The organism is Micromonospora sp. WMMD956 (assembly GCF_029626125.1).
GTDB lineage: Bacteria > Actinomycetota > Actinomycetes > Mycobacteriales > Micromonosporaceae > Micromonospora > Micromonospora carbonacea.
In genome coordinates, this window is sequence record NZ_JARUBI010000005.1 from 167,511 (window position 1) to 190,976 (window position 23,466).

At 75.3% G+C, this 23,466-nt stretch carries 19 protein-coding genes; 2 read left to right on the forward strand and 17 right to left on the reverse strand.

What is annotated here, in order from left to right; translation table 11 throughout:
* Positions 1 to 19: 19 nt before the first annotated feature.
* The 13 genes from O7628_RS01070 to aspS form a co-directional block, all read right to left on the reverse strand.
* Positions 20 to 862: a shikimate dehydrogenase gene (locus tag O7628_RS01070; protein ID WP_074478691.1), complete on the reverse strand. Its 843-nt coding sequence runs from the start codon at positions 860 to 862 to the stop codon at positions 20 to 22.
* A complete protein-coding gene (mltG, locus tag O7628_RS01075) occupies positions 862 to 2,064 on the reverse strand; it encodes an endolytic transglycosylase MltG (RefSeq protein ID WP_278127648.1) in 1,203 nt (400 codons plus the stop codon). The genes O7628_RS01070 and mltG overlap by 1 nt, the downstream gene beginning before the upstream one ends.
* Positions 2,061 to 2,522, reverse strand: a complete 462-nt coding sequence (gene ruvX / locus O7628_RS01080; protein ID WP_278127650.1) for a Holliday junction resolvase RuvX — start codon at positions 2,520 to 2,522, stop codon at positions 2,061 to 2,063. The genes mltG and ruvX overlap by 4 nt, the downstream gene beginning before the upstream one ends.
* Positions 2,523 to 2,680: 158 nt before the next feature.
* Positions 2,681 to 5,359, reverse strand: coding sequence for an alanine--tRNA ligase (gene alaS / locus O7628_RS01085; RefSeq protein ID WP_278127651.1), 2,679 nt, complete (start codon positions 5,357 to 5,359; stop codon positions 2,681 to 2,683).
* Positions 5,356 to 5,661: a hypothetical protein gene (locus O7628_RS01090; RefSeq protein ID WP_074478694.1), complete on the reverse strand. Its 306-nt coding sequence runs from the start codon at positions 5,659 to 5,661 to the stop codon at positions 5,356 to 5,358. Before O7628_RS01090 ends, alaS begins: the two co-directional genes overlap by 4 nt.
* Positions 5,662 to 5,689: 28 nt before the next feature.
* Positions 5,690 to 6,151 (reverse strand): DUF948 domain-containing protein, encoded by a 462-nt coding sequence (locus tag O7628_RS01095; RefSeq protein WP_278127654.1) that lies wholly within the window; start codon positions 6,149 to 6,151, stop codon positions 5,690 to 5,692.
* A gap of 149 nt (positions 6,152 to 6,300) precedes the next feature.
* Positions 6,301 to 6,939: a hypothetical protein gene (locus O7628_RS01100; protein WP_278136171.1), complete on the reverse strand. Its 639-nt coding sequence runs from the start codon at positions 6,937 to 6,939 to the stop codon at positions 6,301 to 6,303.
* A 2,795-nt stretch (positions 6,940 to 9,734) separates the two neighbouring features.
* Positions 9,735 to 11,231 carry a replication-associated recombination protein A gene (locus O7628_RS01105; protein WP_347405113.1) on the reverse strand — a complete coding sequence of 499 codons (1,497 nt, stop codon included), beginning with the start codon at positions 11,229 to 11,231 and terminating at the stop codon, positions 9,735 to 9,737.
* Between the two features lie 75 nt (positions 11,232 to 11,306).
* A complete protein-coding gene (locus O7628_RS01110; RefSeq protein ID WP_074478696.1) occupies positions 11,307 to 11,519 on the reverse strand; it encodes a hypothetical protein in 213 nt (70 codons plus the stop codon).
* Positions 11,520 to 11,694: 175 nt separating this feature from the next.
* Positions 11,695 to 12,987 carry an MFS transporter gene (locus O7628_RS01115; protein WP_278127658.1) on the reverse strand — a complete coding sequence of 431 codons (1,293 nt, stop codon included), beginning with the start codon at positions 12,985 to 12,987 and terminating at the stop codon, positions 11,695 to 11,697.
* Positions 12,984 to 13,583, reverse strand: coding sequence for a winged helix-turn-helix domain-containing protein (locus tag O7628_RS01120; protein ID WP_278127660.1), 600 nt, complete (start codon positions 13,581 to 13,583; stop codon positions 12,984 to 12,986). The genes O7628_RS01115 and O7628_RS01120 overlap by 4 nt, the downstream gene beginning before the upstream one ends.
* 86 nt (positions 13,584 to 13,669) lie before the next feature.
* Complete coding sequence (locus O7628_RS01125) at positions 13,670 to 14,485, reverse strand: sugar nucleotide-binding protein (protein ID WP_278127663.1); 816 nt, start codon at positions 14,483 to 14,485, stop codon at positions 13,670 to 13,672.
* A gap of 103 nt (positions 14,486 to 14,588) precedes the next feature.
* Positions 14,589 to 16,412, reverse strand: a complete 1,824-nt coding sequence (gene aspS, locus O7628_RS01130; protein WP_278127665.1) for an aspartate--tRNA ligase — start codon at positions 16,410 to 16,412, stop codon at positions 14,589 to 14,591.
* Between the two features lie 313 nt (positions 16,413 to 16,725).
* Between aspS and O7628_RS01135 the strand changes: the two genes are divergently transcribed.
* Positions 16,726 to 16,848 carry a hypothetical protein gene (locus O7628_RS01135; RefSeq protein ID WP_278127667.1) on the forward strand — a complete coding sequence of 41 codons (123 nt, stop codon included), beginning with the start codon at positions 16,726 to 16,728 and terminating at the stop codon, positions 16,846 to 16,848.
* Between the two features lie 142 nt (positions 16,849 to 16,990).
* On the opposite strand, the gene O7628_RS01140 is transcribed toward O7628_RS01135, so the two are convergent.
* Both O7628_RS01140 and O7628_RS01145 read right to left on the reverse strand, forming a co-directional pair.
* Complete coding sequence (locus tag O7628_RS01140; protein ID WP_278127668.1) at positions 16,991 to 18,589, reverse strand: MFS transporter; 1,599 nt, start codon at positions 18,587 to 18,589, stop codon at positions 16,991 to 16,993.
* Positions 18,590 to 18,786: 197 nt separating this feature from the next.
* Positions 18,787 to 19,836 (reverse strand): S1 family peptidase, encoded by a 1,050-nt coding sequence (locus tag O7628_RS01145; RefSeq protein ID WP_278127669.1) that lies wholly within the window; start codon positions 19,834 to 19,836, stop codon positions 18,787 to 18,789.
* A gap of 256 nt (positions 19,837 to 20,092) precedes the next feature.
* On the opposite strand from O7628_RS01145, the gene O7628_RS01150 reads away from it, so the two are divergent.
* Positions 20,093 to 20,920: a GDSL-type esterase/lipase family protein gene (locus O7628_RS01150; RefSeq protein WP_278127670.1), complete on the forward strand. Its 828-nt coding sequence runs from the start codon at positions 20,093 to 20,095 to the stop codon at positions 20,918 to 20,920.
* 185 nt (positions 20,921 to 21,105) lie between these two features.
* Here O7628_RS01150 and O7628_RS01155 read toward each other — a convergent pair whose 3' ends face one another.
* Together O7628_RS01155 and hisS are read right to left on the reverse strand one after the other, a co-directional pair.
* Positions 21,106 to 22,041, reverse strand: coding sequence for an acyl-ACP desaturase (locus tag O7628_RS01155; protein WP_278127671.1), 936 nt, complete (start codon positions 22,039 to 22,041; stop codon positions 21,106 to 21,108).
* An 87-nt stretch (positions 22,042 to 22,128) separates the two neighbouring features.
* Positions 22,129 to 23,457, reverse strand: a complete 1,329-nt coding sequence (gene hisS, locus O7628_RS01160; RefSeq protein WP_278127673.1) for a histidine--tRNA ligase — start codon at positions 23,455 to 23,457, stop codon at positions 22,129 to 22,131.
* Positions 23,458 to 23,466 lie beyond the last annotated feature (9 nt).

Genomic DNA, 23,466 nt, shown 5'->3' on the forward strand with positions numbered 1-23,466 from the left:
TGCACACCGGGGGCCGGGGCTAGCGGGTCGGGCGGATCTTGATGCCCACCTCGGACGAGAGTGCGGCGGCCATCGCCGCGACCGGGGCGCGGACGCCGGTGAAGTGCTCGAACTGGCCGACCGCCTGCGCGACCAGCAGGTCCAGCCCGGACACCACCCGGCAGCCGGCCGCCTCGGCCGAGGCGGCGAGGGGCGTGGGCCACGGGTCGTACAACGCGTCGAAGTAGACCGCGCCGGGCCGCCACCGGGCCTGCGCCGCGATAGGGTCGGCGACGCCCTTCGGGACGGTGGAGACGACCACGTCGGCGTCGGTGTGGCCGGCGGCGTCGGCCCAGTCGGCGCCGGCCAGCCGCAGGCCGAGCGCGTCGGCGGCCGGGCGCAGCTCGTCGATGGCCGACGCGCGGCGGGCCACCACGGTCACCGTGCCCGAGCCGAGGCGGGCGGCGGCGGCCAGGGCGGCCCGCGCGGTGCCGCCCGCGCCGAGCACGGTGAAGCTGGCCCCCGGCGGCACGCCGGCCGCGCCGAGCAGCTCGATCATGCCGGCGGCGTCGGTGTTGTCCGCGTACCAGGAGCCGTCGGGGCGGTGGACCAGCGTGTTCGCCGCGCCCATCGCGGCGGCGACGGGCGACACCTCGGCCGCGAGGGCGAGGGTGGCCTCCTTGCAGGGCATGGTCACCGACAGCCCGGCCCACTCGGGGCCGAGGCCGCCGACCATCGCCGCCAGCTCCGCCTCCGCGCACTCGATCGTCGTGTACGACCACCCGGCGAGGCCGGCGGCGGCGTAGCCGGCGTTGTGGATCACCGGGGAGAGGGAGTGACTGATCGGCTTGCCGACCACCGCCGCCCGCCGTGGCGTCGTCATCAGATGATCCCGGCCTCCCTGGCCTTGTTTTCGTTGCGCTGGTGCTGCTCGTAGGTCTCGGCGAAGGCGGAGTGCCCTTCCTTGTCGATCGCCACGAAGTAGAGCCACTTGCCGGTGGGCGGGTCCATCGCCCCCTCCAGCGCCTGCTTGCCCGGGTTGTTGATCGGGGTGGGGATCATCCCCTTGAGCTTGCGGTTGTACGGGTTCTTCGGGTTGTCCAGCTCGGCCGCGGTCATGTCCTTCGACTTCTTGCCCTCCTGGCCGATCGACTCGAAGTAGTAGTTGACCGTGACGTCCATCTCCAGGCAGTTGCACGGGAACTCGCCGTACACCCGGTTGTAGGCCACCCGGGCGACCTTGCCGAGGTCGTCGGGGTTGCCGGCCTCGGCCTGGGCGAGGGACGCGACGATCAGCGCCTCGTACGGGCTGATGCCGCCCCGCTCCTCCTGCACCCGGTCGGCGAACTTCATCTCGCCGGTGACGGTGAGGAAGTTCTGCACCATCGTCGTCAGCAGGATCTCGGCGGTGGCCTTCGGCGGGATCTCGTACGTGTCCGGGTAGAGGAAGCCCTCGACCGACTTCTTCGCCGACTTGCCGTCGGTGCGCTTGAACCACCAGTCCGGCACGCCGAGCCCCTCCGGGTCCTTCGCGGCGGCCTCGAACTCCTTGACCGGGATCTTGGTCTTCTCCGACAGCAGCTTGTAGACGCCCTTGGCGGTGCGCCCCTCGGGGATGGTGACCTGGTTGGTGATCTTGTTCTTCAGGTCGAGCAGCATGACCAGGGCCTGCTCGCCGCTCATCTGCTTGCGCACCTTGTAGGTGCCGGGCTGGATGTTCTTGCTGCGCGAGTTGGCCTCGGCCGCCTCGATGAACGCCTTGGCGCTCTTGACCACCCCGGCGTCGTAGAGCGCGACGGCCATGTCGGCGATCAGCGCGCCCTGCTTGATCTCGACGGTCACCTCGCCCGTGCCGGACCCATCGTAGTCGGGGGTGACGAAGTAGCTCTGCACCCGGTCGAAGCCGTAGAAGGCCCCGCCGCCGATGACGCCGAGCAGCACGAAGGCCATCAGCAGGGCGAGGGCGGTCTTGCCCCGGCCACCGGAGGACTCGCCCTTGCGCTTGCGTACGTAGCTGCGCCGGTGCTTGCCCTTGTCGCCACTCCGTTCCGACTCGTCGAAACCCAGGTCCAGATCGTCGATCATCGCGTCCGCCTCCGCTGCGCGTCCAGCCAGCTCTGCAGGATCTCGACCGCGGCGGCCTGGTCGACCACCGCGCGTTGGCGCTTTCCCCGGACGCCACGCTCGGCAAGCCTACGAGAAGCCACGACCGTCGACATCCTCTCGTCGGTGAGCGTTACCGGGACGGGCGCTATTACGTCAGCCAACCGGTCAGCATACGCCTTCACATTCCGGGCGGCCGGGCCGTGCTGGCCGGAGAGGTTGACCGGTAGGCCGACGACCACCTCGACGCACTCGTGCTCGGCGATCAGGGCGACGAGCTCGGCCATGTCGCCGGGCACCGCGTCCTCGGCCGCTGTCAGGTCCCGGGCGAGTGTCACCAGCGGGGTGGCCAGCACCCCGTGCGGGTCGGAACGGGCGACCCCGACCCGCACCTGCCCCACGTCGACGCCCAGCCGGACCCCGCGCACCGCTTCGGCCATGTCCTGTTCATCCTGCCCTGAGAAGACCGTCGCCCGCCCCGGAACGGCGTGCGTCCTGCCCGAAAAGACCGTCGTCCGCCCTGGAGGGGCCTTCGTCCTGCCCTGGAACGGGTCAGGGCGGACCGTGACGGCCCGCCCTGACCCGACGTGCGGTGCGCTCACGCGTCGGCGATCGCCTGCTCGACCGTGGCCAGCAGCTTCGGCGCCTCGGCCGCCGGCAGGCCGCCGCCCTGGGCCAGGTCGTCGCTGCCGCCGCCCCGGCCGGAGAAGGCCGCCTTGACCAGGTCCTTCGCCGCGAGGCCCCGGCTGCGGGCCGCCGCGTTCACGGCCACCACGAGGGACGCCTTGCCGTTCGACCGGGCCGCCACGGCCACCACGGCCGGCCGGGCCGGGTCGATCTTGCCGCGGATCTCCTGGGCCAGGGTCCGCACGTCGTTACCGGCCGCGCCCTCGGGCGCCTCGGTGCCGACGTACGCCACCCCGCGCACGTCCTTCGCCTGCCCGGCGAGGGCCGCCGCGCCGCCGAGCACGAGCTGGGCGCGCAGCTTCTCCAGCTCCTTCTCGGCGTCGCGGAGCTGGGTGACGGTCTGCTCCACCCGGTCGGCGACCTGGTCGCCGGGCACCCGGAACAGCTCGGCGAGCCGGGAGACCAGCAGGTGCTCGCGGGCCAGGAAGCCGAACGCGTCCATGCCGACGAGGGCCTCGATGCGGCGTACGCCCGAACCGACCGACGCCTCGGAGAGGATCTTGACGAGGCCGAGCTGGGCCGAGCGGGCCACGTGGGTGCCACCGCACAGCTCCCGGGCGTAGTCGCCGACCTCGACGACCCGCACCCGCTCGCCGTACTTCTCGCCGAACAGCGCCATCGCGCCGATGCGGCGGGCCTCCTCCTGGCTGGTGACGAAGGCGTGCACCTCCAGGTCGGCCAGGAGCACCTCGTTGACCTGCTGCTCCACGTCGTGCAGGACGCTCGGCGACACCCCGGTCGGGGTGTTGAAGTCGAACCGCAGCCGGCCCGGCGCGTTCAGCGAACCCGCCTGGGTCGCCGACTCGCCGAGGAAGTTGCGCATCGTCTGGTGCACCAGGTGGGTGGCCGTGTGCGAGCGGGAGATGGCCCGCCGCCGGGTGGCGTCGATCTCGGCGTACCCGGTCTCGCCGGCGCGCACCTCGCCCCGGACGACGCGGGCGCGGTGCACGATCAGGCCCGGCACCGGCTGCTGCACGTCGAAGACCTCGACCTGGCCGCCGCCGACGGTGATCAGGCCCTGGTCGGGCTGCTGGCCGCCGCCCTCGGCGTAGAACGGGGTGGTGTCGAGCACCAGCTCGACCGTGTCGCCCTCGGCGGCCGCGCCGACCTGGTCGCCGCCGGAGAGCACGGCACGGACCCGCGACTCCCGGGTCAGCTCCGTGTAGCCGGTGAACTCCACCGGCCCGCCCGCGTCCAGCACCGACCGGTACGCCGACAGGTCGGTGTGCCCGGTCTTGCGCGCCCGCGCGTCGGCCTTGGCCCGCGCCCGCTGGTCGGCCATCAGCCGGCGGAACCCGTCGGCGTCGACCGCCAGGCCCTGCTCGGCCGCGATCTCCAGGGTCAGGTCGATCGGGAAGCCGTAGGTGTCGTGCAGCTGGAACGCCTTGTCGCCCGAGAGCGCCGGCTTGCCCGCCGACTTGGTCTCGGCGATCGCTGTGTCCAGGATCGTCGTCCCGGCGCGCAGCGTCGCCAGGAAGGCGTCCTCCTCGGCGTACGCGTACTGCGAGATCCGGTCGAACTCGGCCGCCAGCTCCGGGTACGACGGGGCCATGCAGTCCCGCGCCACCGGCAGCAGCTCGGGCAGCGCCCGGTCCTGCCAGCCGAGCAGCCGCACCGCCCGGATGGCGCGGCGCATGATGCGGCGCAGCACGTAGCCGCGCCCCTCGTTGCTCGGGGTGACCCCGTCGCCGATCAGCATCAGCGCGGTGCGCACGTGGTCGGCGATCACCCGCAGCCGCACGTCGTCGGGGTGCGACTCGCTGGCCACGTGGCCGGATTGCGCGCCGTACCGCTTGCCGGTCAGCTCGGCGGCGCGCGCCAGGATCGGCCGGACCTCGTCGATCTCGTAGAGGTTGTCGACGCCCTGGAGCAGCGACGCCATCCGCTCCAGGCCCATGCCGGTGTCGATGTTCTTCTTCGGCAGCTCGCCGACGATCTGGAAGTGCTCCTTGCTCTGCACGTCGTCGATCTGGAACTGCATGAAGACGAGGTTCCAGAACTCCAGGTAGCGGTCCTCGTCGACCTCCGGGCCGCCCTCGCGCCCGTAGGCGGGGCCCCGGTCGTAGTACAGCTCGGAACACGGGCCGGCCGGGCCGGGGATGCCCATCGACCAGAAGTTGTCCTTCTTGCCCCGCCGGACGATCCGCTCGGCCGGCATGCCGACGGAACGCCAGATCTCCGCCGCCTCGTCGTCGTCGAGGTAGACCGTCGCCCAGATCCGCTCCGGGTCCAGGCCGAAGCCGCCCTCGGCGACCGGCTTGGTGACCAGGTCCCAGGCGAGCGGGATCGCACCGGCCTTGAAGTAGTCACCGAAGGAGAAGTTGCCGTTCATCTGGAAGAACGTGCCGTGCCGGCTGGTCTTGCCGACCTCGTCGATGTCCGGCGTGCGGATGCACTTCTGCACGCTGACCGCCCGCGAGTAGGGCGGGGTGTGCTGCCCCAGGAAGTAGGGGACGAACTGCACCATGCCGGCGTTGACGAACAGCAGGTTCGGGTCGCTGATGGCGGGCAGCGGAGCGGACGGCACCACGGCATGACCGTTCGCCTCGAAGTGGGCGAGATACCGCCGCTTGATCTCCGCCGTCTTCATCGCTGGTGCTCCTCCGGAAAGATCTCTCGGTCGCCGATGCGCGGGTCCTCCCGCAGCTCGGCGAACTGGTCGTCGAACGCCTCGCCCCGGGCGAACGCCTCGTGGATCTCCTGCTCGCGCTCGGCCATCCCGATCCGGACGTCCTCCACGAAGCTACGCAGCGACTCGGCCAGGCCGCCAGCGGATTGCGACAGGCCACCGGCGATGCCGGCCGGCGTGTACGCGTGCGCGGCGCGGGTCGCCTTGCGCACGACCACCACGCCGACGGCCAGGCCGATGCCCAGCCAGAACAGGCGTCTCATGTTCTCTCGTCCCTCCGTCGCCGGCGGCTCAGGCGTTGCCGCGCTTGGCGGCGCGGCGCTGCTGCTTGATGGTGTCGCGCACCTCGCGCTCGGTCTCGGCGTGCCGGCGGGCGGAGGCGGCGCGGCGCACGCCGTAGCCGAAGGCGGCCACCTTCACCAGCGGGTTCGCGGCGGCGGCGGAGACCACGGTGGCCAGGTTCGCCACGTTGGCGGTGACGTTCTGGGCGTGGGTGGTCATGGTGTCCACCTTGGCCAGCTGGAGGTTGACCCCGTCCAGCGAGACCTGCACCTGCTCCAGGGCGGTGTTCACGTTCTTCACGGTGGTGTTGACGTCACCGAGCAGGGGCGCGGTGCGGTCGTTGAGGTCGTTGATCATGCGGGTGGCCGCGTCCACGGTGTGCCGCAGCCGCAGGATGGGCAGCGTCAGGATCAACACGAGCATCGCGAACGCGATCGCCGCGATCAGCGCCGCGACCTCTCCAAAACTCACGCCTGTCCTCCTCGAGCAGGGTTCCGGGGCCCGACGCCCCGGAACGCGCGACCGTCATACCCACACCGTCGTACGGCGACCCACCCCGGGTCAGCGGGGGCAGGCGGGCCTGCCAGCCCCAGACCCTACCGTCAGTGATGAAACCCGGCTCACGACGGTGACGGTGTCGGCGTCGACTCGCCGAGCGGATCCTCGCTCAGGGTCGGGAAGGGATCCTCGCCGGTGAGTGACGGGTCGGTGCTCGGCTGGGGCCTGGTCCGCTCGTCGTCGATGGCGTTGCGGACCTTCACCGACACCAACGACCCATTGCACTCCCCCGCTGCGGGGGGCGTGGCCAGGGACGTCGGCGCGGGCTCCCCGTCGATCGGCGGCGGGACGCAGGTCGGCTCGCGCACCCACAGGTCGAGGGTCAGCTCGTCGCGACGCCAGCAGGTGTAGTCGCCCTTCGCCGGCTGCTCGGGGCAGCGGGTCACCTTCCACCGCTGCCAGCCGGACTCGGTCAGGGCCCGCTCGTAGGCCTGCGCGGTCTCCTCGACCGGCCGCTGCGACTCGACGGTGCGCTCGCGCAGCCGGCACTCCTCCACGCACCAGCGGCTGCCGCTGACGTTGTCCACGGTCTTCGTCGCCGCCCAGCCGGGCACGTTCAGCCCGTCGAGGGTGTCGAAGACGGGGTCGCGGCTGAGCGTACGGATGCCGAAGTAGAGCGGCAGGGCACCCAGCAGCACCACGCTGACCAGCGCGAGCACGCCCATCCGCAGCCGACGCCGCTGGCGCAGCTGCCGCCGCAGCTCCGACCGCGCGCCGGGCGGGCCGCCCGATGCCGCCCCGTCCGCCTCGTCCGCCTCGTCCGGGTCGTCGGCGGTCGCGGCCCGACGCAGCTGCGCCGCCCCGGCGGGCTCCGGGCCGGCGGGGCCGGGCCCGTCGTCGCCCGCCCGGGGGGCGGGACCCGGGCCGAGCCGGTGCACCTCCAGGCCGGGCCGGCGCTCGTCCGGGCCGGAGCGGTCCGCGTCCGGGCCCGGTCGGGCCGGTGGCGCGTCGGCGGCCGGCACCACGGCGGCGGCCCGGGCCACCGCGGGCGGCTGGTCGGAACGGGCCGGCGACGCCGCGCCGGCGGCCGGCTCCGGCCGGCGGTGCGGGTGCGCCTCGCCGGACCCGCCCGGCGGGGGCGGCGACGAGGGGCCGGGGCCGCGCTGCGGCGGGGTCGCACGGCCGTCGGCCTGGTCGCCCGGCCGCTCGCCGGGGCGACCGGGCGGGACCACCGCCCGTGCCACGCCGGGTTGGTGGGGCCCGGCGGCCGGGGCGCCGGGCGGCACGGCCCGCCCGGCGGGCCCTCCGGGCGGCGTCGCGCGGCCGGCGGGACCGGACGGGGGCACGTCCCGGCCGGTGGGCCCCACCGGCGGCGCGGCCCGGCCGGCAGGACCGGAGGGCGGGTCGACCGGGCCGGCGGCACCGGGCCCGGGGACGGCCCGGCCGGCGGCGGGACCGCCGGGCGGGGTGGCCCGGCCGGGCGCGGTGGGCGCCGCCGACGCCCGGGCGGTCGGCCCGGGCTCGGGGGCGGAGCCGGCGGGCCGAAGGCCGGGGGCGGACCCGGACCTGGGGTCCGGGCTGGACCGGGGTCCGGCACCGGGGCCGGGCCCGAACGGCGGGGCCTGCGGGCGGCGCTCCTCCGCCGGCCCGGGGCGCACCTCGCCGGTGCGCGGCTCCACCATGGGCGGACGCAGCTCACCCGTGCGCGGGTCGACCACCGGGGACCGCAGCTCGCCCGTGCGTGGATCCACCGCGGCGGGCCGCAGCTCGCCCGTGCGGGGGTCGGCCGGCGGACGGGGCTCGCCGGGGCGCGGGCCCGCCACCTGCGGACGGGACGGCGCTGCCGCCCGGCCGGTGGGCAGTGGGACCGGCTCCTCCGCCGGGTCGACGGGCGCGGCGGGCCGCGCCCGGCCCACCGGGGCTGCCGGCCCGACGCCGTGCTGGGCCGCCGCGCCCCGACCGCCGTCACCGGGCCGGTTGCCCGGCTCCCCGGCCGGCGGCGCGACGCCCGGCGGCGGCGACGGCACGGCCGCCCGGTTGACCATCGGCATCGCGGCGTCCGGGTTGACGCCACGACCGGCCTGGCGCAGCCACTCCGCCGGACGCTGCGGCCGGTCGCCCCGCCCCTGCGGGGGACCGCCCCGCTCGGCGGCGCCGGGGAACCCGGCGTCGACGGGACCGGCGGGGCGGCGCGACGTCGCCTCGCCCGGTTCCTCCTCGGACCGGGCCCGGCGGCGGCCACCGGTTTCCCGGCCCGTGGCCGCCGGCTCCTGGACGACGGCCGGATCGGACCCGGCGGGGCCGCCGGGCACGCCCGGCAGCCCGGCGGGGCCGCTGGGCACCCCCGGCACCTCGGGGGCGTTGCCGCTGAGCGGGACGACCGGCTGCTCCTCGGCAGCCCGTCGACGACCGCCCTGGCCGGGCGCGGGCGCGATCGGCCCGGCGACGCCACGACCGGCCGGCTCGTCCGCACCGGGTGCGCCGGGACGCTCGCCCGTCGGCTCGCGCCGGGGCCCGTCGCCGGGCGGCGCCGACGCCGGGTAGGGCGGGCCGGCGGGAACGGACGCGGCGCGGCCCGGCCCGGACTGAGGTGCGGCGGCCCGGCCGGCGGGAGGTGGGGAGACGACGGCCCGGCCGGCGGGGGGCGGCGGTGCGGCGGCCCGGCCGGCGGGGGGCGATCCGGCCGGGACGACCGGCCAGCCGCCGCTGGGGGGTTGGCCGCCGCGCGCGGGCGGGGCCACCGGCGGGCCGGGGCGCTGCCCGGGTGCGCCGGGACCCGAGGTCGCCGGCCCGCCGGACCGGTCGCCCGGCGGGCCCACCGGGGCCGCCGCCCGGGGCAGTTCGCCGGACGGATCGCCGTCGTCGCGCGAGCGCCGGGGCGCGGCGTCCGTCGGGTACGGGGGCCGGGCGGGCTGCCCCGCCGGATACGGCGGCCCGGACGGTTGGCCGCCCGGATAGGGCGACCCGGCGGGCTGGCCCTGCTGGCGGGGCGGGGCCGCCGGCTGGGCCGGCCCCGGCAGCGGCCCGGCCTGCGGCGTCGACGGCTGGGCCGGCGGCTGCGGGAGGCCCTGCGGTGGGCGGGCCGCCGGTGGCGCGGCCCGGGGCGGCTCCGCCGCGCCCTGCGGCGGGCGGTGGGGCTGGTGGGGCGGCTGCGGGGGGCCCTGCGGCAGGCGGTTCGCCGGCTCCGGCGGGGCCTGCCCCGGGCGGGGCGGCTCGGCGGGCCCGGGGCGACGCCCCGGCTGCGGCGAGCCGGGCCACGGGCCGTCGACCGGTCGCGGACGCGCCGGACCCGGTTCGCCGCCGCGCGCCGGACCCTGCCGCGCCAGCGGGTCGGGCTGGCCGGGTGGCGGGGCCTGTCCCGGCTCGCCGCCGTCCGGCCCCAACTCGCCGCGCTGCCGCTTGGCGGAGCGCAGGTCGTCGATCCAGCCGAACTCCTCGCCGGCCACCGGCTCCTCGGGCTCGCTGTCGGGTCGGCCCCGGCCCCACCGGCGCCCCTTGGGGCGCGGCTCGCGCCGCTCCTCGGGGCCGTCCTCCGGTCGCTCCGAACCACGGGATCTCACTGCTGACCCTCCCCGACGGCGCCCGTGCCGTCCTCGTCCGCCGCGCTGGCGTGCCCGTTGCCCGACGGGTGGCGGCCGTTCCCCGGCGGGGCCGGCTCCGCCGGACGCGCCGGGGCTGGCAGCCCCCGGACGATCCGGCGCAGCAGGGGCAGCCGGGCGGCCACCGCCCGCTCCGCACCGTGCCCGCTGGGACGGTAGTAGTCGGCCCCGACAAGATCGTCGGGAGCGTACTGCTGGGTGACCACTCCACGGGGGTCGTCGTGCGGGTAGCGGTAGCCCGTGCCGTGGCCGAGCCCCCGCGCTCCGGAGTAGTGGGCGTCGCGCAGGCCGCGCGGCACCGGCCCGCCCCGGCCGGCGCGGACGTCGGCCGTGGCGGCCCCGATCGCGGCGGTCGCCGAGTTGGACTTCGGCGCGGTGGCCAGGTGGATCACGGCCTGGGCGAGGTTGAGCTGCGCCTCCGGCAGGCCGACGAACTCCACGGCCTGCGCGGCGGCGGTGGCCACGCCCAGCGCGCCCGGGTCGGCCATCCCGACGTCCTCGCTGGCGAAGATGACCAGCCGGCGCGCGATGAACCGGGCGTCCTCGCCGGCCACCAGCATCCGGGCCAGCCAGTGCAGCGCCGCGTCGACGTCGGAGCCCCGCATGCTCTTGATGAAGGCGCTGGTCACGTCGTAGTGCGCGTCGCCGGCCCGGTCGTAGCGCACCGCCGCGACGTCCACCGCCTGCTCGGCGGTGGACAGGTCGATCCGGTCGACGCCCAGCGCCGCCGCCGAGGCCGCCGCGGCCTCCAGCGCGGTCAGGGCCTTGCGCACGTCGCCGCCGGCGAGGCGGACGAGGTGGTCCTCGGCGTCGGCCTGGAGGGTGAACGCGCCGGCGAGGCCGCGCGCGTCGCTGACCGCGCGGCGCAGCAGGTCACGCACGGCCGCGTCGTCCAGGGGCTGGAGGGTGAGCAGCACGCACCGCGACAACAACGGCGAGATGACCGAGAAGTACGGGTTCTCCGTGGTCGCCGCGAGCAGGGTGACCGTCCGGTCCTCCACCGCGGCGAGCAGCGAATCCTGCTGGGTCTTGCTGAACCGGTGCACCTCGTCGATGAACAGGACCGTCGGCGGTCCGCCGGAGCGGCGCTGCCGGCGGGCGGTGTCGATCACCGCGCGGACGTCCTTGACCCCGGCGGTGAGCGCCGACATGGCCACGAAGCGGCGATCGGTGGCGGTCGCCACGAGGTGCGCGATCGTGGTCTTCCCGCAGCCGGGCGGCCCCCAGAGGATCACCGACATCGGGGTGGCGCCGCCGACGAGCTGGCGCAGCGGCGCGCCGGGCGCGAGCAGGTGCCCCTGCCCCACCAGCTCGTCGATGCTGGCCGGGCGCATCCGGACGGGGAGCGGCGAGTCGGCGGCCACGGGGGTGAAGCCGTCGACGCCGACGGAACCCGTGGGGGCGCCGTGCGCCCCGGCGGGTGCGCCGAGGGAGAAGAGAGCGTCGGACTCCATCACGAAGACAGTACCGGGCCGGGTCCGCCGCGCCGGAACTGCGCCGCGGGCCCGGCCCGGTTAGATCATTTACGGTCAGCCACGGCCGGGGCGGCGGCCCCGGTACCAGCGGCCGCCGCCACCGCCGCGCGGGCCGCTGCCCACACCGGCCAGGTAGAGGGAGAGCAGCAGCAGGCCCAGCATCAGCAGGGTGTGCACGTTGAACAGGTCCGGCGCGCCGAAGTTGGTGTCGAGCAGGTCGATCAACAGGGCGAAGCCGAAGACGACGGCCGCGAGAATGGCGAGCATGACGGTCCTCCGGTGGGGGTTCCCAGTAGGTCGCCGGGGGATGTACCCAAACGGTCCGATCGCCAATCTCCACGGTGGACCGGCCCGGCCCGGACGACGGTGGGTCACCGCCCGCTCGCCTGCGGTGCAAGGAAGGGCACCTTGTTAACGCCTACGGTAGAGAAGGGTCCCCTTCTCACTGCCGAACCGGGGCGGCGGGGGCGGCGGGAGCGGGGGCGGCGGGGACCTCGGCGGGGGCGCGGGCGGCGCGCCAGGCGGGCAGGTACAACGGGGCGGCGGCGGCGAGCACCACCGCGCCGACCAGCATCGCGGTGCTGACGCTGGCGCGCTCGGCCAGGGCGGTCAGCACGACCGCGCCGAGCGCACCGGCCGGCTGGGCCATCATCGAGTTGAGCGAGAGCACGCTGGTGCGGTACGGGCCGTCGACCTGGCGGTGCAGCAGGCCCAGGTGCAGCGGGTTGGACGCGCCGTGCACCGTGTAGCAGGCCAGGTACGCCACGAGCACCCCGACCGGGCCGGCGAACAGCCCCATCGCCACCACGGTCGCGCCCTGCCCGACGCGCAGCAGCGCGGCCCCGGGCGCGGCCCCGGGCCAGCGCAGCAGCAACGGGGTGAGCGCGGCCCCGGCGGCCGAGGCGAGCCACGCGGCGGAGCTGGCGGGGCCGAGCAGCGCGGCGGCCCGCTCGGGGTCGCCGACGACCTCGGCGAGCCGGACCGGCAGCAGCGACTCGAAGGTGACCATGCCGAAGCCCCAGAACAGCTCGACCGCCACGAGGGCGAGCAGCACGCGGGAGCGGCGCAGCAGGCCAAACGCCTGCCGGACCATCCGGGGCGCCTCGGCCACCGACGCGCGCAGCGCACCGGCCCCCCGCCCCGGCCGGACCTCGACCAGCAGCGCCAGCAGGGCTGCCAGCGCCACCGCCTGCGCCGCCACGGCGGCCAGCACCGGCACGGTCAGCGCGCTCACCGGGCCGAGCGGGCCGAGCGTGATCAGGCCGCCGCTGAGCAGCGCGCCGCCGGCGATGGCCACGCCCGCGACGGTGCCGCCGAGGCCGAGGCCGCGCTCGTATTCGGCGGCGGGGTCGGCGGCGAGGGTGGCGTCGACGTACCAGGACTCCAGGGGGCCGCTGTCCAGCGCCCGGTAGATGCCCTGCAGGGCGAAGACCAGGACGAACAGGGCGAGGGAGTCGGCCACCGCGAACAGCGCCAGCGACGCCAGGTTGAGCGCCGTGGCGGCGACCAGCACGGGCCTGCGGCCCAGGGCGTCGGCCATGCCACCGGTCGGCAGCTCCAGCGCCAGCACCACGAGGCCCTGGGCGGTGAACGCGATGCCGATCTGCGACAGCGAGAGGCCGCGCTCCTGCATCAGCAGGATCATGACCGGGATCAGCAGGCCGGTGGGCAGCCAGCGCAGCCCGTGCAGGACCAGGTAGCGCGACCGCACCTGGCGGACGGACAGGGCGCTCACCGGGTCGGCTCGATCATCGGGTACGCGGCCAGGAAGACCTGCACCGGCCGGGCGTCTTCCTCGTCGGGGCGCGACTGGTCGCGGTAGCGCATGAGGACCTCCCACAGCTCCGCCTCCATCGCCCGGAGCCGCTCGGGCCCGAGGTGCAGCAGCGCGTCGCTCATGCCGGCGGCGTCGCGCCAGGCGGGTGGGAAGTCCTGCTGGACGGCGAACCACCGGTCGGAGTGCTCGACGACCAGGCGCACCTGCTCGGCCTGGATCCACTCGGCGGCGGCCCGGGCGTCCGGGTCGTCGTCGAAGTCGGACGGCTCCCAGCTGCTGAGGTCGTGCGCCGCCCGCCACCAGCGCTGCCGCCCGCCGGCGAGGTCGTGGGCCTCGACGACGAGCCCGGCCTCGGCGAGTTGACGCAGGTGGTAGCTGGTGGCGCCGGTGTTGGTGCCGAGCTGCTCGGCGAGCCCGGTGGCGGTGGCGGGACCGTCGACCCGCAGCGCGCCGAGCAGCCGCAGCCGCAGCGGGTGCGCCAGCACCCGCACCTGTCTCGGGTCCAGCCGGACCTGGCGGGGGGCCTGCCGGCCCGTGCTCTCGTCGTTGCCCATGGCAGCACAATAACTGTGCACACCTTCTATGCACAATCTCTTTGCATAGAAGGTGTGCGGTTCCGCCCGGCACGCGGCCGGCACGGTCAGGGGGCGAGCAGCTCGGCGACCCCGCGCAGGCGGGTCCGCAGCAGGGCGGCGGCGCGGGAGCTGTCGAGGCGTACCTCGACGGGGCGGACCAGGCCCGACGCGGCGCTCGGGGCGGTCCGCAGGCCGCCCGGGTCGAGCCCGAACCGCCGGGCGACCAGCAGCCCCAGCTCGGCGCGGCTGACCGCGTCCGGCCCCGCCACGTTGAGCAGGCCGGCGTAGTCCGACGCGGCCAACTCCAGCACGGCGGCGGCCAGGTCGCCCACGTCGACCGGGCAGCGGACCTCGTCGGTGAACAGGACCCCCCGGCCGGCGAGGGCGTCCAGGCAGAGCCGCACCTGCCTGCTCCGCTCGTCGCCCAGGATCAACGAGGTACGCACCAGCGCCGCGCCCGGGTCGACCGCCCGCACGGCGGTCTCCGCCGCCGCCTTCGCCGCCCCGTACGCGAACACCGGCGTCGGCACGTCGTCGTCGGCGTACGGCTCGGGCCGGCCGGCGTGCAGCGCGTCGCTGGACAGGTGCACCAGCCGCGCGCCCGCCTCCGCGGCGGCGTACGCCACGTTCGCCGCGCCGTCGGCGGTGACCGTCCAGTCGGCGTACCGGTAGGGGGTGCTCACCACGGCGGCCGGCCGCACCGCCGCGACCAGCGCGCGCACGGCGGCCCGGTCGGTCACGTCGAGCCGGCGCGCCTCGACGCCGGCCGGCGCGCCGGGGTGGGCGTGGTACGTGCCGACCACGCGCCGCCCCGCCGCGACCGCCCGGCGGCACACCTCGCCCCCGAGGTGCCCGCTGGCACCCACCACGAGCAGCGTCACGGGTCGCCCCCTCCACGGCGGCGGGCGGCCCCACCGTGGGACCGCCCGCCGGGATCGCTGGTCGCCCCGGCCGCCTCAGCTCAGGCCGGGGTCGCAGGTCGGCTCAGACCGGGTCGGCCACCGGGGCGGCCGGGCCGGCGGTGCCGGCGTGCGCGCCGGTCGGGGCCTTCGGCTTGGCGTCGACGCCCGCCTCGGCGCGCTGCTGCGCGGTGATCGGCGTCGGCGCGCCCGTCAGCGGGTCGAAGCCGCCCCGGGTCTTCGGGAACGCGATCACCTCACGGATCGAGTCCGCGCCGGCCAGCAACATGCAGACCCGGTCCCAGCCGAACGCGATGCCGCCGTGCGGCGGGGCGCCGTACTTGAACGCCTCCAGCAGGAAGCCGAACTTGTCCTGCGCCTCGGCGGGGGTGATGCCGAGCAGGTCGAACACCCGCTGCTGCACGTCGCCCCGGTGGATACGGATCGACCCCCCGCCGATCTCGTTGCCGTTGCAGACGATGTCGTACGCGTACGCCAGCGCCCGGTCCGGGGCCTCCTCGAACCGGTCCACCCACTCGGCGTTCGGCGAGGTGAACGGGTGGTGCACGGCCGTCCAGCCGCCCGCCCCGCCGCTCTCCTGGTCGGAGGTCCGCTCGAACATCGGGGCGTCGACCACCCAGCAGAACGCCCACGCCGACTCGTCGATCAGCTTCGCCCGCCTGGCGATCTCGATGCGGGCCGCGCCGAGCAGCTCCTGCGCCTCCCGGGCGTCGGCGCCGGCCGCGAAGAACACCGCGTCGCCCGGCTTCGCGCCGACCGCGTCGGCCAGCCCCGCCAGGTGCTCCTCGGAGAGGTTCTTCGCCACCGGGCCCCGCGGCGCGCCGGTCTCGGCGTCGAGCACCACGTACGCCAGGCCCTTCGCGCCGCGCGCCTTCGCCCAGTCCTGCCAGCCGTCCAGCTCCTTGCGGGTCTGGCCCGCGCCGCCCGGCATGACGACCGCGCCGACGTAGCCGCCCGCGTCGATCGCCCCGGCGAACACCCGGAACGCCGTGCCGCGCAGGTAGTCCGTCAGCTCGGTCAGCTCGACGCCGTAGCGCAGGTCCGGCTTGTCGGAGCCGTACCGGGCCATCGCGTCGTGCCAGGTGATGCGCGGGATGGGCCGGGGGATCTCGTAGCCGGCCAGGTCGGACCAGAGCGCGGACACGATCGCCTCGCCGAGGTCGATCACGTCGTCCTCGGTGACGAAGGACATCTCGATGTCGAGCTGGGTGAACTCCGGCTGCCGGTCGGCCCGGAAGTCCTCGTCGCGGTAGCAGCGGGCGATCTGGTAGTAGCGCTCCATGCCGCCGACCATCAGCAGCTGCTTGAACAGCTGCGGGGACTGCGGCAGCGCGTACCAGCTGCCCGGCTGGAGCCGGACCGGGACCAGGAAGTCGCGCGCGCCCTCCGGGGTGGACCGGGTCAGCGTCGGCGTCTCGATCTCCAGGAAGTCGCGCTCGTGCAGCACGCCCCGGGCGAGCTGGTTGGCCCGCGACCGCAGCCGCATCGCCTTCGCCGGGCCGCCCCGGCGCAGGTCCAGGTAGCGGTACTTGAGCCGGATGTCGTCGCCGGCCTCGACCTGGTCGTCGACGGGCAGCGGCAGCGGCGCGGCCTCCGAGAGCACCTCCAGCGCGCTCGCGGTCACCTCGATCTCGCCGGTCGGCAGCTCCGGGTTCTCGTTGCCCTCGGGACGGCGGGTCACCTCGCCGGTCACCTTCACGCAGAACTCGTTGCGCAGCGCGTGGGCGTCCTCCTCGCGGAAGACCACCTGCACGACGCCCGAGGCGTCGCGCAGATCGACGAAGATGACACCGCCGTGGTCGCGCCGGCGGGCGACCCACCCGGCGAGCGTCACCGTGGTGCCGGCGTCCGTCGCGCGCAGGCTGCCGGCGTCATGGGTACGGATCACGGCTTGCGTCTCCTCATCGTCTGCGTTCGGTCTGCCCTCGCATTCTGTCAGGGTGCCCCGCCCCCCGCCGTCACCGGGCGCGGTTGGGGGTAAGGAAGGGCCCCTTGTTAACGCTTTCTGTTGCACAGGGGGCCCCTGCTAACCGGTACCGCGCCGCGTACGGTGTGCCGGGCCACGGCCCGGCCACCCCGGCGGCGACGCGCTGCGGCCGGCCCTCGGCGACGCGGGCCGCCGGGCCCGGTCCACCCCCGACGGGTACGCCGGCGGCGGGCGGGCCGCCTGGGCGGCGCTGGCGGCGGGGCTGCTGACGCCGGTGGTCTGGTTCGTGATCGAGCTGGCCACCGGGGGTGACCGGATCGGCCTGGCCGAGCGGGTGGCCGCCGGGGCGGAGGCGCTCTGCCCGTTGCTGGTCGCCGGGTGGCTGAGCCGGGGCTGACCCCGGCACCGCGGGGCGCACCGCCCACGACACCGCCGGGCGCACCGCGGCCCGAGGCGGCCCGACACGGCCCGTGGTGTTAACAGGGGGCCCCTGTACAACAGAAAGCGTTAACAAGGGGCCCCTCCTTGCACCAGCGCCGCTACGGCTCGTCGGCGGGGAGGAGGTGGCTGACGTGGACCTCGCCCTCGGTCAGCGCCCTCGCCCGCTCCTCCGCCGTCCGGTCGGCGCCGGTCAGCCGCCCGCCGTGCTGGCGCAGGTGTTCCTCCCAGGACGGCACCTGGTAGACCTCGACGAAGCCGTGCGCCCGCTCCCCCGCCCGGAACAGTCCCCAGCGCATCGCCCCGGTGCGCCGCCGCGACCGGCCCACCGCCCGCATCGCCTCGACGAAGGCGTCCTGCCGCTCGGGCGGCACGGTGTAGGTGACGGTCACCAGCACCGGCCCGGTGCGCGGGTGCGCGTCCAGGGTCAGGTGCGGCTCGGGCCAGTAGACGGCCGGGTCCCGGTTGACCCCCCGGGTCTCGCGCAGCGGCCACAGCGGCACGGTGAGCGCGGCGACGGCCATGGCCGCCCCGGCCACGGCGAGCGCGGCGACCAGGCCGGCGAGCTCGCCGAGCGCGCCCCAGGCGAGGGCGCCGAGCGCCTGCCCGCCCGCGAAGACCATCTGGTAGACCGAGAGCCCCCGGGCGCGTACCCAGCCGGGGAGGAAGAGCTGCATCGCGGCGTTCACGGTGGACAGCACCGTCATCCAGGCCAGCCCGGCGGGCACCAGGGCCACCGTCACCAGGGCCGGCACGGGCACGAGGGCGAGCACCAGCAGCACCCCGGCGTAGACGAGCCCGGCGACGAGCAGGAGCTGGCTGGCGGTGAGCGCCCGGCGTACCCGGGGCAGCACGAGCGCGCCGGCGACCGCGCCGGCGCCGAGCGCGGCCAGCAGCACGCCGTACCCGCCGGGGCCCAGGCCGAGGCGGTGGCTGGCCACCAGCGGCAGCAGCGCCCACAGCGCGCTGCCGGGCACCACGAACAGCGCGGCCCGCAGCAGGATGCGGCGGACGACCGGCGAGTGGCGCACGTACCGGCCGCCGGCGCGCAGGGCGGCGGCGAACCGTTCCGGCATGGCCGCGCCGTCGGGGCGGTCCGGCCGCCAGCGCAGCAACGCGCCGGCGAAGATCGCGAAGGACGCGGTGTTCACCGCGAAGACCACGGCCACCCCGGCCTGGGCGACCAGCACGCCGGCCACCGCCGGGCCGACCGAGCGGGCCAGGTTGACGCTGATGGAGCCGAGCGCCGAGGCGCTGACGAGCTGCTCCCGGGGCACCAGCTCCGGGATCACCGCCTGCCAGGCGGGCAGGGTGAGCGCCTGGCCCACGCCGAGGGCGAAGGTGAGGGTGAGCAGCAGGGCGGGCGGCATCCGGTCGGCGGCGGTGAGCGCGGTCAGCAGCACCCCGACGGCGGCGAGGAAGCACTGCACGCCGATGAGCAGCCGGCGTCGGTCGAGGGTGTCGGCGAGCGCGCCGGCCGGCAGGGCCAGCAGCCGTACGGGCAGCATGCTCGCGGTCTGCACGAGGGCGACCAGCGTCGGCGCGTTGGGTTGGTCGACCAGCAGCCACTGGGCGCCGACGGTCTGCATCCAGGTGCCGACGTTGCTGGCCAGCACGGCCAGCCAGAGGCTGCGGAACGCGGCGAGGCGCAGCGGGGCCCAGGCCGACGCGGGCGGGGCGGGGGTCGGTGTGGCGCTCACCGGCCGCAAGGTACCCCGGTTCGGCCCGCCCAGTCGATCCTCCCGCGGATCCCGCCCCACCAGCGGATCCCGCCCGACCAGGCCGCCGTTCCCCACCGGCCGTCGGTCGCGGCCTGCTCCGGCTGCGCCGGGTTCGGGTACGCCGGAAGCGGGCCGCCGGAGGCCGGCGACCCGCTTCGGGGGGAGGGCGAGGTGGATCAGATGATGCTGACGCCGTAGACGCTCAGCGGCTCGGTGACGGGCTGGAAGTAGGTGGTGCCGCCGCGGGTGCAGTTGCCGTTGCCGCCGGAGGTGAGGCCGATGGCGCTGCTGCCGCTGAACAGCGAGCCGCCGCTGTCGCCGGGCTCGGCGCAGACGTTGGTGCGGATCAGGCCGGAGACGGAGCCCTCGGCGTAGTTCACCGTGGCGTTGAGCGCCCCGACCGTGCCGCTGTGCACGCCGGTGGTGCTGCCGGAGCGCTGCACGCTCTGGCCGACGTACGCGTTGGCCGCGCCGGTGACGTCCCGGTAGCTGCCGTTGTAGAGGGAGACGTTGCCGGTCGCGTTGGCGGAGTTGCTGTGCCGGACGATGCCGTAGTCGTTGCCCGGGAAGCTGGTGCCGGCGCGGATGCCCAGGGTGCTGGTCTGCGCCGAGTTCGAGTACCAGGTCGAGGCGATGTTGGTGCAGTGGCCGGCGGTCAGGAAGTAGGTGACGCCGGAGCTGCTGCGCACGTTGAAGCCCAGCGAGCAGCGGCCGCCGCCGGCGGCGTAGATCGCCTGGCCGCCGGAGATGCGGGTGCTCAGCACGCCGGCCTCGGCCTCGATGCGCACGGCGCCGCCGGTCCGGGCGGCGGCGGCCTTGACGCGCTCCAGCTTGGCCCCGGTGACGGTGCTGTCGACGGAGACGACGACCTGGTTGGTGGCCGGGTCGGTCCACCACGCGGTGCCGGGGATCTTCGCGGAGCGCTCCAGCTCGGCGGTGGCCCGGTCGAGCTCCGCGGCGCCCCGCTTGACGAGCTTCGCGATGGCGCCGGAGGCGCGGACCTGACGGGCGGCGGCCGCGTCGGTCACGGTGACGACCATCCTGCCGCTGGCGTCGGCGTAGGTGCCGGCGGAGCGGTCACCGAGCCGCTCGGCCAGGGTGGCGGCGGCGTCGGGCGAGGCGACGGGGGCGGCCTGGGCGGGTGCGCCGATCAACGCGGTGGCGACCAGGGTGCCGGCTGCGGCGACGGAAGCGGCGCGGAGGAGCGATGACCTCGTGGGTCGCATGTAACAACCTCCCGGAAGGGGGTGACGGGTCGCGCCGGGGGTGACGGACCCGAGGACCATCCGGCCGGAGCTGGGGTGAACCGGCCGAGTGAACTGAAGTATTCACATACTTAGATTCACTCGCAAGACCCAGCTTCGCCCTGTTTCGCCCGAGCTACCCGCGACACATGTTCGCAACATTGTGGCCCCTCAGGTGGATCAATATGATCGATGCACCCCGATTTCCCCCGTCGGCACCCGTGATCCGGAGGCCACCATGACCCCCATCCGACGCGCCCTGGCCGCCCTCGCCGCCACCGCCCTCGTCCCCCTCGGCGCCACGGCCGCCCACGCCGACGCCGGCCCGCCGCCCGGCTCCATGGCCAGCCTCGGCGACTCCATCACCCGCGGCTTCAACGCCTGCGGCTGGTACGTCGACTGCGCCTCCCGCTCGTTCAGCACCGGCGACAACTCCTCGGTGAACAGCCACTACCTGCGCATCCGCGCGGTCAACCCGGCCATCGCCGGCAACAACCACAACGACGCCAGGACCGGCGCGAAGTCCGCCGACATGTCCGGCCAGGCCGGCACGGCGGTCAGCCAGGGCGTCGGGTACGTGACGATGCTGATCGGCGCCAACGACGCCTGCACCGGCTCGGAGTCGAGCATGACGCCGGTGAGCACCTACCGCGCCAACATCGACGCCGCGCTCGGCCGGATCAAGGCGGGCCTGCCGAACGCCCGGGTGGCGATCGTCAGCATCCCGGACCTCCACCGGCTCTGGTCCGTCGGCAAGGACAGCGGCAGCGCCCGTACGGCGTGGGCGCTGTTCGGCATCTGCCAGTCCATGCTGGCCAACCCGACCTCCACCGCCCAGGCCGACGTCGACCGCCGGGCCCGGGTGCGCCAGCGGGTCGTCGACTACAACACCCAGCTCGCCCAGGCGTGCGCCGCGTACGGCCCGAACTGCGACTTCGACGACAACGCCGTGTTCGGCTACCCGTTCACCCTGAGCCAGCTCTCCACCTGGGACTACTTCCACCCGAACGCCGCCGGCCAGCAGGCGCTAGCCACGGTGACATACACCGCCGGCTTCCACTGGTAACCACCCCCACCCCCCCTGCCCCCTCCCCCACACCCCTCCCCGGCGATCTTGCACTTTCGGCCCCGAGGATGGGCGTCATGTGCCTTTTGCCGGGGCCCCAACTGCAAGATCGCGGGGGAACGGGGGACGGGGGCGGGGGGGCAGGGGGCAGGGGGCAGGGGGGGCGGGGGCAGGGGGTGGGTGGGTCAGCGGGCGGCGGCCAGGCGGGCGGCGCGGGCGTCGCGCTTCTCCTCGAAGCGGGACGCGTGCGTCTCCAGGGTGTCCAGGTGGGCGGCGATCTGGTCGCGGGCGGCCTCGCCGTCGGCGTCCAGCCCGGTGACGTTGAAGATGTCCCACTGGCGCAGCACCGGGACGACCACCTCGTCGCGGTGCTGCCGCAGGTCGTAGATGCCGGCCAGGGCGATCGCCACCGACTTGCGGGCGAAGCCCTCGATGCCCACGCCGGGCATCTGGAAGTCGGCGAGGACCTCGGCGATGGCCCGCATCGCCTGGCTCGGGGCCACCTCCAGGGCGGCGGCGAGCAGGTTGCGGTAGAAGACCATGTGCAGGTTCTCGTCGGCGGCGACGCGGGCGAGCAGCGCCTCGCACACCGGGTCGCCGGCCACCCGGCCCGTGTTGCGGTGCGAGATCCGGGTCGCCAGCTCCTGGAACGACACGTACGCCAGCGAGCGCAGCATCGAGGCGTCGTGCGAGTTGGTGTAGCCGGCGGTCATGTGCACCATCCGGGCCCGCTCCAGCGCCACCGGGTCCACCGCCCGGGTCACCGTCAGGTAGTCGCGGATGGCGGTGCCGTGCCGGCCCTCCTCGGCGGTCCACCGGCCCACCCACGTCCCCCACGCCCCGTCCGGGCCGAAGAGGGTGGCGATCTGGTGGTGGTACGAGGGGAGGTTGTCCTCGGTCAGCAGGTTCACGATCAGCGCGGTGCGGGCGATCTCGGGGATCGTCGAGTCCTGCGGCGACCACGCCTCGCCACCGAGCGGGCCGTCGAAGGTGCGCCCCTCGCTCCACGGCACGTACTCGTGCGGGAACCACTCCTTCGCCATCGCGAGGTGGCGGTCGAGGTTCTTCGCCACGACGGGTTCGAGCTCGACGAGCAGGGCGGTCTGGCTGAGTGCGGTCACGAAGTTCTCCCTACGGTGGCGTAACTTACGCCACCGTAGGTCCTCCGCGCCGTACGCGCCAGTAGCGCCCGCCCGCGCGGCGTCTGCTCAGCTCACCAGGGGCGACAGGTCGGCCCGCGGCGGGGTCCACTCGCCGGCCGCCGCGACCACCTGCTCACCGGAGCGGATGTCCTTCACCTCGTCGGGCGCCCCGTCGACGCCGGGGAACCAGACGTATGGGATGCCGCGCCGCTCGGCGTGCCGGATCTGCTTGCCGAACTTCGCCGCGCTCGGCGCGACCTCCGTGGGCACCCCCCGGCGACGCAGCGCGTCGGCGACCGCGTTGCTCGCCGGCCGCCGCTCCTCGCTGGTCACCGCGACCAGCACGCACGTCGGCACGCTGCGGGACACGGTGAGCGCGCCCGCGCCGAAGAGCAGCCCGAGCAGCCGGCTCACCCCGATCGAGATGCCCACCCCGGGGAAGGACGCGCCACCGGCGCTGACCAGGTTGTCGTACCGGCCGCCGGAACAGATCGAGCCGAACCGCTCGTAGCCGGCCAGCGACGTCTCGTAGACGGTGCCGGTGTAGTAGTCGAGCCCGCGGGCGATCCGCAGGTCGGCCACGCACAGCCCCGGCGAGTGCGCGGCGGCGGTCTCCACCACCGCCACCAGCTCGGCGACGCCCTCGTCGAGCAGCGGGTGGGTCACCCCGAGGCCGCGCACGGCGTCGGCGAACGAGGCGTCCGGTGCGGAGATCTCGGCCAGGGCCAGGCACGCCTTGGCCTGCGCCTCGCTCGCCCCGGCCGTCTCGGCGAGCAGCTCGGCCACCTTCGCCGGGCCGATCTTGTCGAGCTTGTCGACCGCGCGCAGGGCGGCCTCCGGGTCGGTCAGGCCGATGCCCCGGTAGAACCCCTCGCAGATCTTGCGGTTGTTGACCTGGATGGTCACCGGCGGGATCGGCAGCGACCGCAGCGCGTCGCCGATGACCAGCGGCATCTCCGCCTCGTAGTGGGCGGGCAGGGTGTCCCGGTCGACGATGTCGATGTCGGCCTGGAGGAACTCCCGGTAGCGCCCCTCCTGCGGGCGCTCGCCCCGCCACACCTTCTGGATCTGGTAGCGGCGGAACGGGAACTGGAGCCGGCCGGCGTTCTCCAGCACGTAGCGGGCGAACGGCACCGTCAGGTCGAAGTGCAGGCCGAGGGAGTCGTCGCCGGCCGGGCCGTCGGCGTCGGCCTGGAGGCGGCGCAGCACGTAGACTTCCTTGGAGGTCTCCCCCTTGCGCAGCAGCTGGTCCAGCGGCTCGACGGAGCGGGTCTCCAGCGGCGCGAAGCCGTACAGCTCGAAGGTGGCGCGGATCCGGTCGAGCACGAACTGCTCGATCATCCGCTGCGCCGGGGTCCACTCGGGGAAGCCGGAGATGGGCGTGGGCTTGCTCATGACGCTCCG